The sequence below is a fragment of the Pseudomonas sp. xss_2 genome (assembly GCF_043104195.1).
In the GTDB taxonomy this organism is placed as follows: domain Bacteria; phylum Pseudomonadota; class Gammaproteobacteria; order Pseudomonadales; family Pseudomonadaceae; genus Aquipseudomonas; species Aquipseudomonas urmiensis.
On the sequence record NZ_JBICKL010000057.1, the window covers coordinates 144,808 to 161,492 of the forward strand.

The following is a 16,685-nucleotide window of genomic DNA, read 5'->3' on the forward strand; positions in this document are numbered from 1 at the left end:
TGGCGCGGCGGGAGAACCTTGGAGGGAAAACGCAATGACCGACCAAGCCTTTGCCCAGGCCGATCCTGACTGGATCGAACTGATCAGCCTGGCCCGCGACTGGTTCCAGGGCCCCCTGGGGCAATTGATGCTGCGCGAGGAAGAAAAGCTGCTCGAAGACGAACTGGCGCGCTTCTTCGGCGGCTACCTGGTGCATTACGGCCCCTGCGCCGAAACCCCGCCCAGTGCTCCACAGGTGCACCGCAACGTGCGCCTTGGCGCGCCGCTGCCGGGGGTCGAGATCGTCTGCGAAGAACAGGCCTGGCCGCTCTCCGAGCACGCAGCCGATGTGGTGGTGCTGCAGCATGGCCTGGACTTCAGCCTGTCGCCGCATGGCCTGCTGCGAGAGGCGGCCAGCGCTGTGCGCCCGGGTGGCCATTTGCTGATCGTGGGCATCAACCCGTGGAGCAGCTGGGGCATGCGTCATTTCTTCAGCCATGGGGCGCTGCGCAAGGCGCGTTGCATCTCGCCGTCGCGGGTCGGCGACTGGCTCAACCTGCTCGGCTTTGCGCTGGAGAAACGCCGCTTCGGCTGCTATCGTCCGCCGCTGGCCTCGCCGGCCTGGCAACAACGCCTGGCCGGTTGGGAGCGGATGGCCGGCGGTTGGCAAACCTCTGGTGGCGGGGTCTACCTGCTGGTGGCGCGCAAGATGGTGGTCGGCCTGCGGCCGCTGCGTCTGGAGCGGCGCGAGCCAATGGGTAAGTTGCTGCCGTTACCGCTGGCCAAGGTCAACCGCGAGGCAACTAGCCAGCGGGAGCGCCATCCCGGTCGATAATCCACAGCGAGTTAAGGCAGTACATGAGCGATAGCATCGAGATCTACACCGATGGCGCCTGCAAGGGCAACCCTGGCCCGGGTGGCTGGGGGGTGCTGATGGTCTACAAAGGCGTCGAAAAGGAATTGTGGGGCGGTGAGCTCGAGACCACCAACAATCGCATGGAACTAATGGCGGCGATCGAGGGCCTGCGGGCGCTCAAGCGTGAGTGCGAGGTGGTGCTGACCACCGACTCGCAGTACGTGATGAAGGGCATCAACGAGTGGATGGCCAACTGGAAGAAGCGCGGTTGGAAGACCGCGGCCAAGGAACCGGTGAAAAACGCTGACTTGTGGCGCGAGCTCGACGAGCAGGTCAACCGACACAAGGTCACCTGGAAATGGGTGCGCGGGCATATCGGCCACCCTGGCAACGAACGCGCTGACCAGTTGGCCAATCGCGGCGTCGACGAGGTACGCGCCAAGCGCTGAGCTGGGGTACAATCGCCGGCTTTCCCTCGAAGTACCAGTTGGAGCCACCCGCGTGGAGCAGCAGAACAGCAGATTCGTCGTCCTCGATACCGAAACGACCGGCATGCCGGTCAGTGAGGGGCATCGGATCATCGAGATCGGTTGTGTCGAAGTCATGGGCCGGCGCCTGACCGGGCGGCACTTCCACGTCTATCTGCAGCCCGACCGCGAGAGTGACGAAGGCGCGATTGGCGTGCACGGCATCACCGATGCATTCTTGGTTGGCAAACCACGTTTTGCCGACGTGGCCGAGGAGTTCTTCGAGTTTATCCAGGGTGCCCAGCTGGTCATCCATAACGCGGCGTTCGACGTTGGCTTCATCAACAACGAGTTCGCCATGCTCGGTCAGCACGACCGCGCAGACATCTCCAAGCACTGCGGCATTCTCGACACCCTGATGCTGGCGCGTGCGCGCCATCCGGGCCAGCGCAACAGCCTCGATGCCTTGTGCAAACGCTACGGTATCGACAACTCCGGCCGTGAACTGCACGGCGCTTTGCTCGACTCCGAGTTGTTGGCGGACGTTTACCTGGCGATGACCGGTGGGCAGACCAGCCTGTCGCTGGCTGGGCATGGCGCTGACGGTGAAGAGGGTGGCAACAGCACTGGCAGTGAGATTCGCCGTATCGTCGGACGCCAGCCTGGGCGGATCATCATGGCCTCGGCTGAAGAGTTGGAAGCGCATGCCGAGCGTCTGGCAGCAGTGGCCAAGTCGGCGGGTGGGCCGGCGTTGTGGCAGACCCTCACCGAGAGCTGATCACATACCGACAGCACACTGAGCAACCAGCTTCTACCCTGAAAGAACCCAGCAGTTCTGCCCAGGTGGTTGCCCATGTACAAGGACCTGCAGTTCCCGATCCTGATCGTTCACAGGGCGATCAAGGCTGACAGCGTCGCCGGCGAGCGTGTGCGTGCCATCGCCGCTGAATTGGCCCAGGACGGCTTCACCATCCTGGCCGCCGCCGACCACGCCGAAGCGCGCCTGGTCGCCGCTACCCATCATGGCTTGGCCTGCATGCTGATCGCCGCTGAAGGGGTCGGCGACAACACTCATCTGTTGCAGAACATGGCCGAGCTGATCAGCCTGGCGCATCTGCGGGCGCCCAACCTGCCGATCTTCGCCCTCGGCGAGCAGGTCACCCTGGAGAACGCCCCCGCCGAGGCGATGAGCGAGCTCAACCAGCTGCGCGGCATTCTTTACCTGTTCGAAGACACCGTGCCGTTTCTCGCCCGCCAGGTCGCGCGGGCTGCGCACAACTACCTCGATGGCCTGCTGCCGCCGTTTTTCAAGGCATTGGTGCAGCACACCGCGCAATCGAACTACTCCTGGCACACCCCCGGCCACGGCGGCGGTGTGGCCTATCGCAAGAGCCCGGTGGGGCAGGCATTCCACCAGTTCTTCGGCGAAAACACGCTGCGCTCCGACCTGTCGGTATCGGTGCCCGAGCTGGGATCCTTGCTCGATCACACCGGCCCGTTGGCCGAGGCTGAAGCACGGGCGGCGCGCAATTTCGGCGCCGATCACACCTTCTTCGTGATCAACGGCACCTCGACGGCCAACAAGATCGTCTGGCATTCGATGGTCGGCCGTGACGACCTGGTGCTGGTCGACCGCAACTGTCACAAGTCAGTGGTGCACGCGATCATCATGACCGGCGCCATTCCCATTTACCTGTGCCCCGAGCGCAACGAACTCGGCATCATCGGGCCGATTCCGTTGAGTGAGTTCAGCGCTGAGTCGATCCAGGCCAAGATCGCCGCCAACCCGCTGGCCACAGGCCGACCGGCGCGGATCAAGCTGGCAGTGGTGACCAACTCGACCTACGACGGGCTGTGCTATCACGCCGGGATGATCAAGCAGGCTTTGGGTAATAGCGTCGAAGTGCTGCATTTTGACGAAGCCTGGTTCGCCTATGCTGCCTTTCATGAGTTTTTTGCCGGCCGTTATGCCATGGGTACGCCGCGCAGCACCGACAGCCCGCTGCTGTTCAGCACCCATTCGACCCACAAGTTGTTGGCCGCCTTCAGCCAGGCGTCGATGATTCATGTGCAGGACGGCGCCACGCGCCAGCTCGACCGCGACCGCTTCAATGAAGCGTTCATGATGCACATCTCTACCTCGCCGCAGTACAGCATCCTGGCTTCGCTGGACGTCGCCTCGGCGATGATGGAAGGCCCCGCCGGACGCTCGCTGCTGCAGGAGATGTTCGACGAGGCGCTGAGCTTTCGCCGCGCCCTGGCCAACCTGCGCGAGCATATCGCTGCCGATGACTGGTGGTTCAGCATCTGGCAGCCGGAGCGTGCCGAGGGCAGCCAGCACATTACCGCCCAGGATTGGCTGTTGCAGCCCGGTGCGCCCTGGCATGGCTTTGGCGAGGTCGAGCAGGACTACGTGTTGCTCGATCCGCTCAAAGTCACCCTGGTCATGCCTGGGCTGACGGCTGGTGGCGCGCTGGGTGCGCACGGCATTCCGGCGGCGGTGGTGAGCAAGTTTCTCTGGGAGCGTGGGCTGGTGGTGGAAAAGACCGGACTGTACAGCTTTCTGGTGCTGTTCTCGATGGGCATCACCAAGGGCAAATGGAGCACTTTGCTAACCGAGTTGCTGGAGTTCAAGCGCCACTATGACGCGAACAGCCCCTTGAGCGTCAGCCTGCCGAGCGTGGTGGCGCAGGCGCCGATGCGTTATCAGGGATTGGGCCTACGTGATCTGTGCGGCCAGTTGCACGAGTGTTATCGCAGCAATGCCACGGCCAAGCAGCTCAAGCGCCTGTTTACCCGTTTGCCGGACGTGGCCATCAGCCCGGCGCTGGCCTATGACCATCTGGTGCGCGGGGCGGTCGAGGCAGTGCCGGTCGAAGCGTTGATAGGGCGGATCTCGGCGGTGATGCTGGTGCCCTATCCGCCTGGTATCCCGTTGATCATGCCAGGCGAGCGCTTCACCGAAGCGACGCGCTCGATCCTCGATTACCTGGCCTTCGCCCGCGCGTTCGACCAGGGCTTCCCCGGTTTTGTCGCCGATGTGCACGGCCTGCAAAGCGAAGACTGTGGCCAAGGGCGCATCTACACGGTCGACTGCGTCAAGGAATGCGGATGATTTCCACGCCGCTTTGCGCCAGTTCGAAACGGTCCTCACCCAGGTGGTTGACCCGGTCACCGATGGCTAGGCGATAGCTGCTGATCGGCGCGCCAAGCACGCTGCCATCGGCCTGGAGGGTCGACTCCTGGAACTCATGGACGGGGTAGATACGGCCTTCGGCGTCACGGGCGTGGAATTGGCCGACCAGTACTGCTGCCATTTTGGGGGGAAACCTCTGAAAAATGTAGGAAATGTCTGCAGACGTAGACCAGTGAAACCCTTGGGAAGTTTTCTATCAAGGGGAAAAAAACCTCGGCGCCGAGGAACGGTCATCTATAACTACTAGGTCCATCAGCCAGCAGAGGGTGTAAATCGCTATGAGCCAGGTGTTTTCGGTAGCAGTCGTGGTCGGCAGCTTGCGCAAGGAATCCTACAACCGCAAGGTGGCCCGGGCCTTGAGTGAGCTGGCGTCCTCCAGCCTTGCCCTGAAGATCGTCGAGATCGGCGACCTGCCCCTGTACAACGAGGATGTCGAGGCCAGCGGCGCGCCGGATGCGTGGAAGCGCTTTCGCGACGAGATCCGCCGTAGCGATGCAGTGCTGTTCGTCACCCCGGAGTACAACCGCTCGGTGCCGGGTTGCCTGAAAAATGCCATTGACGTGGGCTCGCGGCCGTATGGCCAGAGCGCCTGGGGGGGTAAGCCAACGGCGGTGGTGAGCGTCTCGCCGGGGGCGATTGGCGGGTTTGGCGCCAACCATGCAGTGCGTCAGTCGCTGGTGTTTCTCGATATGCCGTGCATGCAGATGCCCGAGGCGTATATCGGTGGGGCGGCGAGCTTGTTCGAAGAGTCTGGCAAGCTCAATGACAAGACTCGGCCATTCTTGCAGGCGTTTATCGATAAGTTTACTGCCTGGGTGAAGCTCAATCGGGCCGTGTGAGTCGTTGATCGCGGGGCAAGCCCGCTCCCACGCCAATTACCTCATGCCTGAGGCGTGGCGTGGGAGCGGGCTTGCCCCGCGATAGCGTCATCTCTGCCAGCACATAATCAAAATGCCTGCGGCGTCTCACCCTTGGCCAAGCGCCGGTTGATGTCGGCAATCACCTCTGGCAAGTCATTGATCGTGTCGATCAGGTAGTGCGGGCGCGAGCCTTCGAACAGCGCATGAATGCGCTTGCGCTCACTTTCGAGCTTCTCGGCACTAAGGGCCTGGTAGCCTTCCCAGGTCAGCCCCAGGGCATTGCCCGAGCACACCAGCGCCACGGTCCACATGCCGGCGCGGCGACCTTCGAGAATCCCCGGCACGGTGTCGTCGACTTTTACGCACGCCGCCACATCATCGATGCCCAGCGCGATCACGTTGGCCAGGGCCTGGGCCGGCCAGGGGCGGCCGTTGGGGGTCTCATCGGTGGCCACCACGTGGTCGGCGACATAGCCGTTTTGCTTGGCCAGCTCCACGACCTTGTCCATCACCACTTTCGGATAACCCGAGCACGAACCGATCTTCAGGCCATCCTGGCGCAGCCCGGTCAGGGTCTCTAGCGCCCCTGGGATCAGCGCCGAGTGCACGGCGATCTTCTCGATCTGCAGCGGCATGAAGCGGTTGTAGATGGCTGTGACATCATCATCTGTCGGGGTGCGGCCAAACACCTTGCGATAGCGCTCGGCAATCGCCGGCTGGTCGCACAGGGTGCGAATGTGGTCCCACTTGCCCATGCCCATTGGGCCACGGGCCTCTTCGATGGACACCTCGACATCGAACTCGGCAAAGGCCTCGACGAAGATCTGGGTTGGCGCGAAGGAGCCGAAGTCGACCACGGTGCCAGCCCAGTCAAGGATGGCGGCTTGCAGGCGGGTAGGGTTGCTGTAGTTCATGTCCTGTAATCCTTCAAAGGTAGGGGCGAAGTCAGATGTCCAGCACTTCCATTTCCCGCAGCACTTGGGCCACGGCATCGACGGCGGCCTGCATGCCGTCTGCGCCAACCACGCCGATGCAGCCGACACGGAAGGTTTCGACCTGGGTCAGCTTGCCTGGGTAGAGGATGAAACCCTTGGCCTTGACCCGCTCGTAGAAGTCCTTGAACTGATAGCGCGGGTCGTTGGGAGCGTGGAAGGTGACGATGATCGGCGCCTGGATTTCAGCCGGCAGGAAGCTCTTCAGGCCGATCGCCGCCATGCCCTCGAGCAGGGTCTGGCAGTTGTCCGAGTAGCGCTGATGACGCGCCGGCAGGCCGCCTTCTTCGTCGTATTGCTGCAAGGCTTCGTGCAGGGCGGCTACCACGTGAGTCGGTGGGGTGAAGCGCCATTGGCCAGTCTTGGCCATGTAACTGTGCTGGTCGTAGAGGTCCATGGCCAGCGAATGGGCGTTGCCTTCGGCGTCAGCCAGGGCACTCTTCTCGGCAAACACGAAGCCCATCCCCGGTACGCCTTCCAGGCACTTGCCGGAGGCGGCGATCAGCGCTTCGAACGGCACCTGACGCGCATCGATCGGCAGCGCGCCGAAGGAACTCATGGCGTCGATGATCAAGCGCTTGCCGTGGCGTTTCACGACTTGTGCGATCTCGGGCAGCGGGTTGAGGATGCCGGTGCTGGTCTCGCAGTGGATCAGTGCCACATGGGTCACGGCCGCATCGGCTGCCAGCAGGCGCTCGACGTCTTCGGCGGTGGTCGGTTGGTCTTCGGCGGTCTCGAAGGTGCTGAAGTTGCGCCCCAGCACTTTGCAGATCTTGGCCAGGCGCTGGCCATAGGCGCCATTGATCAGTACCAGGACCTTGCCGTCACGTGGCACCAGGGTGCCGATGGCGGCTTCCACGGCGAAGGTGCCGCTGCCTTGCAGCGGCACGCAGTGGTGGCTGGCGCTGGCGTCGAGGATTGCCAGGAGCTGCTCGCAGACACTGGCAGTCAGTTGATTGAAGTCGCGGTCCCAGGAGCCCCAGTCCACCAGCATGGCTTGGCGGGTACGGGCGGAGGTGGTCAGTGGGCCGGGGGTCAGCAGGATCGGGGCGTTACTCATACCGAAGTTCCTCGCAAGCAGCAGGTGGTCAGCCGAAAAGTGGTGCTGAAACTACGGGTGCTAGGTTGCAATTGGCCTTGCCATCAATCAAATTGTTTGTCGTTATGCCAGCCATAAGTCAGGCCGATAGATATGAACCTGTTCCAGCTCCGTGCATTCGATGCTGTCGCCCGCGAAGGCAGCTTCACCCGCGCCGCCGCCCGTTTGTTCATCAGCCAGCCAGCAGTGACCGGACACGTCAAAGCCCTGGAAGAGCACTACCAGATCACCTTGCTGCGACGGACCGCGCGCCGGGTCGAGCTGACCGAAGAGGGCACGCGCCTGGCAGCCATCACGCGGGCCATGTTCGGCCTGGCGGAAGAGGCGCAGGCGATGCTCGAAGCCAATCGCCAGTTGCTGACCGGACGGTTGGAGGTTGCCGCCGATGGGCCGCACCGGGTGATGCCGATGCTCGCCCAGCTGCGTGCCCGCTACCCTGGTATCACCGTCAACCTGCGCCTGGGCAATGCCCAGGAAACCTTGGCGGCGCTGCTTTCGGAGCATGCCGACGTGGCAGTACTGACCGAGGTCGAGCCGCGCAAGGGCTTGTACCTGCAAAGCCTGGGCGACTCACGCCTGTGCGCGCTGTTGCCGGTCGGTCACCCGTGGGCCGACGATCAGGGCGAGCTGCCCTTGGCCGATCTCGATCGGCAGATCATGGTGCTGCGCGAACCCAGCTCGATCACCCGGCGCACCTTCGATCAGGCCTGTGGCGAGGCCAAGGTCAGCCCGCGAGTGCTGCTCGAACTGGACAGCCGCGAGGCGGTCACCGAGGCGGTCGCCGCCGAGCTTGGCATTGGTATCGTCTCGTCGGTTGAAGTGGCCCACGACCCACGGGTGGTGGCGCGGCCGATCAGCGGGCCGGGGCTGATCAACCGGCATATGATCGGTTGCCTGGAACGGCGCCGCGAGCTGCGCTTGATCCAGGCCTTCCTGGGGCTGGCCATAGATCTTTGAGCCATGCTGACGAATACCGCGCAGCGGCCTAAGATGGCCGACACCGAGCAACCTGGCGCTGGACGGCCGATGAGCGAGAAAGACACCATCTCCATGCAACTGGTGCGCGAAGCCCTGTTGCAGACCTGCCCGGCGGGCCAGCCCGACACCGGCGTGCTGCTGCGTGCCGGCATCGACCCGGCGCAGCTGGAGCTGCCTGAGGCGCGGGTTTCTGCGCAAGCTTATGCAAGGCTCTGGCGGCTATTGGCGCGGCGCTGCAACGATGAGTTCTTCGCCATGGACCGGCGCGGTTTGCCCAATGGCAGCCTGGCCTTCATGACCCGCGCGGCGATGGCCCAGCCGAGCCTGGGAGCGGGGCTGGAGATTGCCTTGGGTTTTCTTTCGTTGATGCTCGACGACCTGCAACCGAGCCTGGTGCGCCAGCAGAGCCTGGCCGAGATCGTGATCAATGAACCGTGCGAGCAGCCGCGCCGGGCATTTACCTATTTCACCTTCTGGATGATCGTGCACGGCGTTGCCTGCTGGCTGGCCGGGCGGCGCATTGCGATCCTGGCAGTCGACCTGCGCTGCGCCGAGCCGCCGTTTTGCGATGATTATCGGGTGATGTTCTCGGAAAACCTGCAATTTGGTCGGCCACGCACGCGCATGATCATCGCCGCCGACTGCCTGGAGCTGCCCATCAAGCGCTCGACGCAGGAGCTGCAGCGTTTCTTGGCCGAGGCCCCAGGCAATATCCTGGTCAAGTACCGCGACCCAGCCAGCTTGGCCAGGCGCATCCGTGCTGATCTGCTGGGCCTGGACCCGACGCAATGGCCAGATGCAGGTAGCCTGGCCCGGCACTTGTGCTTGTCCAGTGCAACCTTGCGTCGGCGTCTGGCTGAGGAAGGGCAGACCTATCAGGGTCTCAAAGACAGCGTGCGTCGAGAACTGGCGATAGCTTGGCTAGCACAGGCCGAGCCGAGCTTGGGGGACATCGCCGAGCGGCTTGGCTTCGCTGATAGCAGCTCGTTCTACAAGGCGTTTCGCAAGTGGTTCGGCTGCAACCCTGGGCACTATCGGAACCTGGTCCATAGCCGTGGGGACGAGCTGCCCTAGGCGGTGCGCTTTCCGGCTGATCGAGGCTGTTGAAGCACCGCACTCTAGGTGGCTCATCAATCGAACAGTGCTGATCATGGAACAGAACAACACCGATACCCAACTGCAACAGGCAACCGATGCATTCATTGCGCATTCGCTTCCAGACTGGCTGAAGAACGCCAGTTTCAATCAGTTTCAGGCGCTGCGCAGCAGCTTCGAACAGCATGTTCGCAGCCAGCAGCTGGTCCAGCAGGCGCTCGCCGGCTTGCAGCCGCTGGACAGCTTCGCCAAGCCCCTGCTGGCCAAGGCGCTGCTCTCGTCGATGTCCTTGTCGGTCGACCTGAGCAATGCCCAGTGGCGTGAGGAGCGGCGCCGACTGCGCGCAGATACATCTGGCCCTCAGGAACACAGCTCATACTTCGTACGCACGCCTGCTCTCCAGGCCTTCCTGCAGAACTTCAAGCAGGGCGAGCCGTTTTTCTCGCAGACCGCCCTGGTCATTCCCGCCGATCCGGCGAGCGGTCAGGCAGAACAGGTACTGACCAGCGACAGCGCGCAGTTAGTGAGTCTGTGTCGCCGCGTGGATGTTGGCAGGCAGTATCAGCAGCATCTGGATACGATCCTCAGCCCAGCCTTGCTGACTACGCTGACTGAGGACAAGCGCCTGCAACTGGCTTTGGCGACTGAAATCGCAGCGTTGAAAAGGCAACTGCAGCCTGCTGATCTGGACATGTTGCGGCGGGTTGCCAACGGCCAGCCAGCGACTCACGCGCAAAGTGACAGGGTTCATGCCGGTGCGCTGCATGTCCTGGGGGTTTGCATCGAAGGTGCCCTCGCATTCGAATTGCAGGCAATAGTGCCCATTCCCGGTCGCTTGCCGCGGGTCAATGTCCGAGGAGTAATCCTCTACCTTCCCGGCGATCACCAGCAATCGCTACGCGCCTATCGCAACTGGAGAGAAGCCAGTCTGGCCTTGGGCAGACTGTTACGAGAGCCGGGTTACCAACGCAGGTTCAATCAGCGCGTGGCACTGGCTGATCGGGCTGGCTACCTTGGATTGCTGCGTCTGCGTCTGGCCGATTCACAGAGCGATGCCACTGCAACCTGCGAGGTGATTCACGACCCTTTGTTGCAGGCTCTGGCCAATCAGCACGTGCAACGCATCCGTGACAATGCGCGATTCCTTGCGGTACCGACGGCGCAGATCGATGCCCGTGCTACTGCCGAGCAGGTACAGACCTTGGAATCGGCTGGGCTGACCCTCCTCAATCTGGCCGGTTTGTTCGTTCCGGCAATTGGCGCGTTGCTGACGGCTGACCTGGTCGGGCAAACCCTTTCGCAGGTCTGTGAAGGTGTCTGGGACTGGAGCGAGGGCCATCAACATGAAGCTATCGAACACTTGCTTGGAGTTGCCGAAACAGTGGTCGTTGCGACTGCTGTAGCGAGCGGTGCAGCCCTAGCTGCCCGAGCATTCAGGCGCAGCTCGGTTGTCGATCAACTGTTGCCGATTGAGAACGACGCGGGTCAGGCACGGCTATGGTCTGGCGATCTAAGCCCTTTTGCCGACCGCTCACCCCCTGCTGACCTGGTCGAACTCGACAACGGCTTGCTAGCCAACGGCACAGGTCATTGGTGGCGCAACGGCGAGACTTACTACAGGGTCAGGGCTGTGCCGGGACGCAGTGTCTGGCAGTTGTGCCACCCCCTGCGTGAGGCCAGCTTTGGGCCGACGCTGGAATTCAACGGGGAGCGCTGCTGGCGGTTGTCGGTCGAACCACCACTGGAGTGGCAGGGGGCAGGCCTGCTGCTGGGGCGCTTGTGGCCAGCAACTGTCAGCCTGCCGGCCGAGCGTGTTGCTCAGATCCTGAAGGTGGCTGATGTAGATGAGGCTTATCTGCGCGGCTTGCTCGTGGAAGGGCGAGCACTGCCAGTCGCATTGCGTGACACCCTCGAGCGATTTGCCGTAGATGAGCGGTTGGAGGCGTTCTTCGCGCAGTTGGCCAAAGGTCGCGAAGATGATCTTGAGTTGTTTGGTTGGTGCAGCAACAGGATGGGTATCGACACGTTGTCAATCGATCAGCAACGAGCGACCTTCCTAGAGAATGTTCCTGAGCTACGCGAGCAACTGTTCGCGCATCTCTCACGTCGGTACTTGCCAGACGACCCCTTGCTGGCGCTGATCCAGCGGGACTTCAAGACGTTGCCAGACGCTTATGCGCTGGATGTACTGAAGTTGGCCAACGATGTTCAACGTCAGCGGATGCTCAACGAGAAGCGTATTCCCCTGGCGGTCGCCGAGCAGGCCCGCTCGCACTTGCAACTGGCGCAGCTGACACGTATGCGCGAAGGTTTGTACCTCAAGGGCAGCTATCAGGCGGGCACGGTGCAGTTAGCCTTCGCCTTGCTGCGCCAGTATGGAGCGCTGACGGGCGCGGCTGATCTTGAACTGCGTGAAGGCTCTGATTCTGGGGCGGTGTTGGCGCGGCTGTACCCAGATAAGGACCCGCAGAAGATCAGCGCAGTCTTGGTCAGGCGCTTTGGCGTTTTCCGCTGCTATGACCTGCAAGGGCGTGAGCTACCGATCGATCTGCCTGATCCACGCGGCTTGCCGCAGGTTTTGGCCATGTGTCTGTCGGAGTCCGATCTCAGTCGTCTGCAATGGCTTGGCGCCGACGCCAGCGAACGAATCATCGGCGACCTGCGTCGTTGGCTGCCCTCAGGCAACCTGGCATTGGCCCAACTGCTTGAGCTGCCTGAGATCAAGCCTTGGTATAACCCGCTGCGTCGATTCGCCGATGGTCGCGTTGGTTACCCGCTTAGTGGGCGTGGCCAGGGCCGGCACCCATCCAGGCGTTTTCTGATGAGTGCTGCCCGGACCCTTTATCCGGGGTTCAACGACCGGGAACTGGACCGTTTCGTGACACTGTTGCTGGACAATCCCGAAACGGCTTATATCAATCTGACTCAGCAGTTTCAGGAGTACCGGCTGCTTGACGAGTCGCTGGAGAATTGGGTGGTGCAAGGACGAGCCGCGAACTTGGCTGCCAGGCGCCGCCATGTCGCTGATGAGCTGCGCCGTAGCTGGCGCCTTGAAGGCCCCCGTTTGCTAACAGCAACAGGGCAATTGGCCGGCTTGCGCTTGAGCCTGATAGGCTTCGATATCGGGAGTCTGCCGACGCTGCCTGGCAACGCAGACTTTGGTCACATTACTGACCTGGCCCTGGTTGGATTGAATCTTGAAGCCGTTCCAGAGGGATTCTTACGCTGTTTTTCTCGCTTGCGGTTGCTCAACCTCAGCGATAACAGGCTCACCCTGGTGCCTGATGAAGTCGGCCAGTTGAATGATCTGCTCGATCTGCGCCTGGCGCGCAATCGGATTCGCATGACCCAGACCGCAGCCAACGCCTTGGTTGATCTGCATCGATTGCAAACGCTGGACTTGAGCTTCAACCCACTGGGCTCGATCAGTCTGCAGTTTCGTCAGTGGTCACGCCTTCGCAACCTCGGGTTGCGCCAGACAAATCTGCAGGCAGTACCTGGTGGATTGGAATGGTGCGGCTTGCTGGAGCTGGCCGATATGCGCGACAACCAGATCGCACAAATCCCGGAAAGCTTGCTCACGGCGCCCCTAGGTACTCGACGTGCCTTGGAGCTGCGTAACAACCCGCTATCGTCGCATATTCGCGATCGTCTATATGCTCCTGGCCAGTCGCCGGTTGAGCCGGAATCGCCCGTTGAGGAACGCCCGCCCGCCAGGCAAGCATGGCTCGCGCTGGTGCAAGACGGGGCCAGAGCTGCACGGGCTGAGCAATGGGATGCATTACAGGCCGAGCCCAACAGTGAAGAATTCTTCCGAATGCTTGAGCAGTTGATGGATACCAGTGATTTTCAGCATGCCCAGCACGACTTGGGTCGACGCGTATGGGACCTGATTGCAGCGACCAGCGACAACCGCTTGTTGCGTGCCGAAGTGTTCGAACTGGCGGCCGCGCGGGGATGCGTGGACCGCTTGATTTCCTGTTTCAGTAGGCTGGAGATCCGCATGCTGATCGCGCAAGCGGGCACGGCTAACGAACAACAATCACTGCTGGAATTGGCGCGTGGCTTGTTTCGCCTGGATGAAGTCGAGCGAATTGCCCATCTGGATATCGAGCGGCGGATAACCCTGGAAACCGATAGGTTACGCAACGCCGGTTTGGCCGAAGTTGACGCTGCAGTGCGGGCTCGGGCTCTGGTGGATGAAATTGAAGTCAGCTTGGCATACCGGGTTGGTCTGCACCGTACCTTGAGCCTGCCGGGGCAGCCGCGCACCATGCAATTTGAAGCGCTTGCCGGGGTAACGCAGCAGCAATTGGGCAATGCAGCCGCCCAGGTGAGATGGTCCTCTGCGACCGACGCGCTGGTGACCGATGTCGCTCAGCGCGATTTCTGGATCGATTACTTGCGCCGTACCCGTCCAGCCCAGTTCGAAGGTGTCGCCACGCGCGCCCAAGATCAACTGGAAGCCCTGGGAGATCTGCCCGAGGGTGAGCTGTTGACCCGCAGCAATGAGATCGCCAGTGCGTTCAGGCAGGCGCAAGCCGACCTGGCCCTGCGATTGACCCGCGAAATAATGAGAACCTGGCACCCCGCCAATTGAATGATCCCTGTAACGGCCAAACCGCTCATCTTGATTGAGCGGTTTGGCCATTGCCGCTCTGCTCTTGCGGCGACAACATCGTCAGACCGATGGTGCTACTCCAACAATAAGAAACCAGGAGTCTGACGATGCGCGATTATGCCGAGGCCGTCCGTTCGTTCGAACACGCCAAGGCCGCAGAGGCGGCCTTGCACGGCAATCTGAACGCCCTCAATGCCTGTGTTGAATGCTGTGATCGACACACCGGCAGCAACACGCTCGCCCTGGTCTACGAAGACCGCGATGGCCGTGGCCAGCGCTTTAGTTTCGAGCAACTGCAGGCGCAGGCTGCGCGCTTTGCCAATGTGCTCAAAGCCAAGGGCGTTATTGCCGGTGACCGGGTCGCAGGGCTGATGCCTCGCACCCCTGAACTACTGATCACGATTCTGGCCACCTGGCGCCTGGGCGCTGTCTATCAGCCACTGTTCACCGCGTTCGGGCCCAAGGCGATCGAGCACCGACTGCAGCAGTCGCAGGCCAAGGTGGTCATCACCGATGCCAACAACCGGGCCAAACTCGATGAGGTGGCTGACTGCCCGTCGATCATCAGCGTCAATGCGCGTGCCGGCGATGCTGATTTCCAGCAACTGCTGGCGTCGGCCGAGCCGGAGTGCGAGCCGGTGCTGCGCAGTGGCGATGATCCGTTTCTGTTGATGTTCACTTCCGGCACCACCGGCCCGGCCAAGCCGCTGGAGGTGCCGCTGCGCGCCATCGTTGCCTTCCAAGGCTACATGCGCGATGCCATCGAGCTGCGCCCTGAGGATAACTTCTGGAACCTGGCTGACCCAGGCTGGGCTTACGGACTGTATTACGCGGTCACCGGGCCGCTGGCGCTGGGCCACGCCACCACCTTCTATGATGGGCCGTTCAGCGTCGAGAGCTGTGCGCGGATCATCAACAAGCTCGGCATCACCAACCTGGCGGGCTCGCCCACCGCTTATCGCTTGCTGATCGCCGCTGGGCGCGAGTTCTCAGCGCCGATCAAGGGTCGTCTGCGGGTGGTCAGCAGTGCTGGCGAGCCGCTTAATCCGGAGGTTATCCGCTGGTTTGCCGATGAGCTGGGCGTGACCATTCACGATCACTACGGGCAGACTGAACTGGGTATGGTCCTGTGCAACCACCATGGCCTGGCCCATCCGGTGCACCTGGGCTCGGCAGGTTTTGCCATTCCCGGCCATCGCATCGTTGTGCTCGATGAGCAACACAACGAACTGCCGGCCGGTGTCCCCGGGATCCTTGCGGTGGACCGCGAGCAATCGCCGTTGTGCTGGTTCGGCGGCTATCACGGCTTGCCGACCAAAAGTTTCGTGGGCAAGTACTACCTCAGTGGCGACACGGTCGAGTTCAACACTGACGGCAGTATCAGCTTCGTCGGGCGCAGTGACGATGTCATCACCACTTCCGGTTATCGGGTGGGTCCGTTCGATGTCGAGAGCGCGCTGATCGAACACCCGGCAGTGATCGAGGCCGCAGTGGTTGGTAAGCCCGACCCGGAGCGCACCGAGCTGATCAAGGCTTTCGTGGTGCTGGCCAGCGGCGTGCAGGGTAGCCCTGAACTGGAAGAGACCCTGCGCCAGCACGTGCGCCAGCGCCTGTATGCCCATGCCTACCCGCGTGAAATCGAATTCGTCAGCGAGCTGCCCAAGACCCCGAGCGGCAAGCTGCAACGCTTCATCCTGCGCAACCAGGAAATCGCCAAACAACAAGCAGCCCTGGCAGCAACCGCCAGCGCCTGAAGGAAACCTCATCATGCACATTGCCAACAAACACTTCATCGTCAGCGGCGCAGCTTCCGGGCTGGGCGCGGCGACCGCACAGATGCTGATCGAAGCCGGCGCCAAGGTAATGCTGGTCGACCTCAACGCCGAAGCGGTAGCGGCCAAGGCCCAGGCGCTGGGTGAGCAGGCGCGCTACGCGGTCGCCGACATCAGCGACGAACAGGCCGCCAAGGCTGCGGTGGACGCTGCCGTCAGCGCCTTTGGCAGCCTCCACGGGTTGATCAATTGCGCCGGGATCGTCGGTGCCGAGAAGGTTCTCGGTAAGCACGGGCCGCATGGCCTGGACAGCTTCGCCAAGGTGATCAACGTCAATCTGATTGGCAGCTTCAACCTGCTGCGCCTGGCTGCTGCGGCCATGGCCGAGGGCGAGGCGGGTGAAGATGGCGAGCGCGGGGTGATTATCAACACCGCCTCGATTGCCGCCTATGACGGCCAGATCGGCCAGGCCGCCTACGCCGCCTCCAAGGGTGCCATCGCCAGCCTGACCCTGCCAGCGGCGCGCGAGCTGGCGCGCTTTGGCATCCGCGTGATGACCATCGCCCCGGGCATCTTCGAAACCCCGATGATGGCCGGCATGACCCAGGAAGTACGCGACTCGCTGGCCGCCGGAGTGCCGTTCCCGCCACGCCTGGGCCGCCCTGACGAATACGCAGCGCTAGCTCGCCACATCATTGAAAACAGCATGCTCAACGGCGAGGTGATCCGCCTCGACGGTGCCCTGCGCATGGCTGCCAAGTAAGGAGAAT

General features: G+C 62.3%; 13 protein-coding genes. 10 read left to right on the top strand and 3 right to left on the bottom strand.

Annotated elements, in window-relative coordinates; genetic code table 11:
- The first annotated feature begins 34 nt into the window (after positions 1-34).
- The 4 genes from ACF8K2_RS14165 to ACF8K2_RS14180 all read left to right on the top strand — a co-directional run bounded on the left by ACF8K2_RS14165 (position 35) and on the right by ACF8K2_RS14180 (position 4,417).
- On the top strand, positions 35-814 hold the full coding sequence (locus ACF8K2_RS14165) for a class I SAM-dependent methyltransferase (RefSeq protein WP_392465350.1): 780 nt from the start codon (positions 35-37) through the stop codon (positions 812-814).
- Between the two features lie 23 nt (positions 815-837).
- The gene (gene rnhA / locus ACF8K2_RS14170) at positions 838-1,284 is read left to right on the top strand and encodes a ribonuclease HI (protein WP_186555747.1); all 447 of its coding nucleotides are present in this window, start codon (positions 838-840) and stop codon (positions 1,282-1,284) included.
- Positions 1,285-1,336: 52 nt separating this feature from the next.
- Entirely contained in the window at positions 1,337-2,080 is a 744-nt protein-coding gene (gene dnaQ / locus ACF8K2_RS14175) for a DNA polymerase III subunit epsilon (protein WP_392465351.1), read from the top strand.
- 75 nt (positions 2,081-2,155) lie between these two features.
- Positions 2,156-4,417, top strand: a complete 2,262-nt coding sequence (locus ACF8K2_RS14180; protein WP_392465352.1) for an Orn/Lys/Arg decarboxylase N-terminal domain-containing protein — start codon at positions 2,156-2,158, stop codon at positions 4,415-4,417.
- Here the strand turns inward: ACF8K2_RS14180 and ACF8K2_RS14185 are convergent.
- Positions 4,401-4,619, bottom strand: coding sequence for a hypothetical protein (locus tag ACF8K2_RS14185; RefSeq protein WP_186555749.1), 219 nt, complete (start codon positions 4,617-4,619; stop codon positions 4,401-4,403). The two genes, ACF8K2_RS14180 and ACF8K2_RS14185, sit on opposite strands and share 17 nt — an antisense overlap.
- A 157-nt stretch (positions 4,620-4,776) precedes the next feature.
- Here ACF8K2_RS14185 and ACF8K2_RS14190 point away from each other — a divergent pair, with 157 nt between their 5' ends.
- Entirely contained in the window at positions 4,777-5,337 is a 561-nt protein-coding gene (locus ACF8K2_RS14190) for an NADPH-dependent FMN reductase (protein WP_392465353.1), read from the top strand.
- Between the two features lie 107 nt (positions 5,338-5,444).
- Here ACF8K2_RS14190 and phnX read toward each other — a convergent pair whose 3' ends face one another.
- Both phnX and ACF8K2_RS14200 read right to left on the bottom strand, forming a co-directional pair.
- The gene (gene phnX / locus ACF8K2_RS14195) at positions 5,445-6,272 is read right to left on the bottom strand and encodes a phosphonoacetaldehyde hydrolase (protein ID WP_392465355.1); all 828 of its coding nucleotides are present in this window, start codon (positions 6,270-6,272) and stop codon (positions 5,445-5,447) included.
- Between the two features lie 31 nt (positions 6,273-6,303).
- Positions 6,304-7,410 (bottom strand): 2-aminoethylphosphonate--pyruvate transaminase, encoded by a 1,107-nt coding sequence (locus tag ACF8K2_RS14200; RefSeq protein WP_392465356.1) that lies wholly within the window; start codon positions 7,408-7,410, stop codon positions 6,304-6,306.
- A gap of 132 nt (positions 7,411-7,542) precedes the next feature.
- On the opposite strand from ACF8K2_RS14200, the gene ACF8K2_RS14205 reads away from it, so the two are divergent.
- The 5 genes from ACF8K2_RS14205 (at position 7,543) to ACF8K2_RS14225 (ending at position 16,678) form a co-directional block, all read left to right on the top strand.
- Positions 7,543-8,406, top strand: a complete 864-nt coding sequence (locus ACF8K2_RS14205; RefSeq protein WP_392465358.1) for a LysR substrate-binding domain-containing protein — start codon at positions 7,543-7,545, stop codon at positions 8,404-8,406.
- 69 nt (positions 8,407-8,475) lie between these two features.
- On the top strand, positions 8,476-9,501 hold the full coding sequence (locus ACF8K2_RS14210) for an AraC family transcriptional regulator (RefSeq protein ID WP_392465380.1): 1,026 nt from the start codon (positions 8,476-8,478) through the stop codon (positions 9,499-9,501).
- A 76-nt stretch (positions 9,502-9,577) separates the two neighbouring features.
- On the top strand, positions 9,578-14,122 hold the full coding sequence (locus tag ACF8K2_RS14215; protein WP_392465361.1) for an NEL-type E3 ubiquitin ligase domain-containing protein: 4,545 nt from the start codon (positions 9,578-9,580) through the stop codon (positions 14,120-14,122).
- Positions 14,123-14,250: 128 nt separating this feature from the next.
- Complete coding sequence (locus ACF8K2_RS14220; protein ID WP_392465363.1) at positions 14,251-15,897, top strand: acyl-CoA synthetase; 1,647 nt, start codon at positions 14,251-14,253, stop codon at positions 15,895-15,897.
- 13 nt (positions 15,898-15,910) lie between these two features.
- Positions 15,911-16,678 carry an SDR family NAD(P)-dependent oxidoreductase gene (locus tag ACF8K2_RS14225; RefSeq protein WP_186555756.1) on the top strand — a complete coding sequence of 256 codons (768 nt, stop codon included), beginning with the start codon at positions 15,911-15,913 and terminating at the stop codon, positions 16,676-16,678.
- The last annotated feature ends 7 nt before the right edge of the window (positions 16,679-16,685 follow it).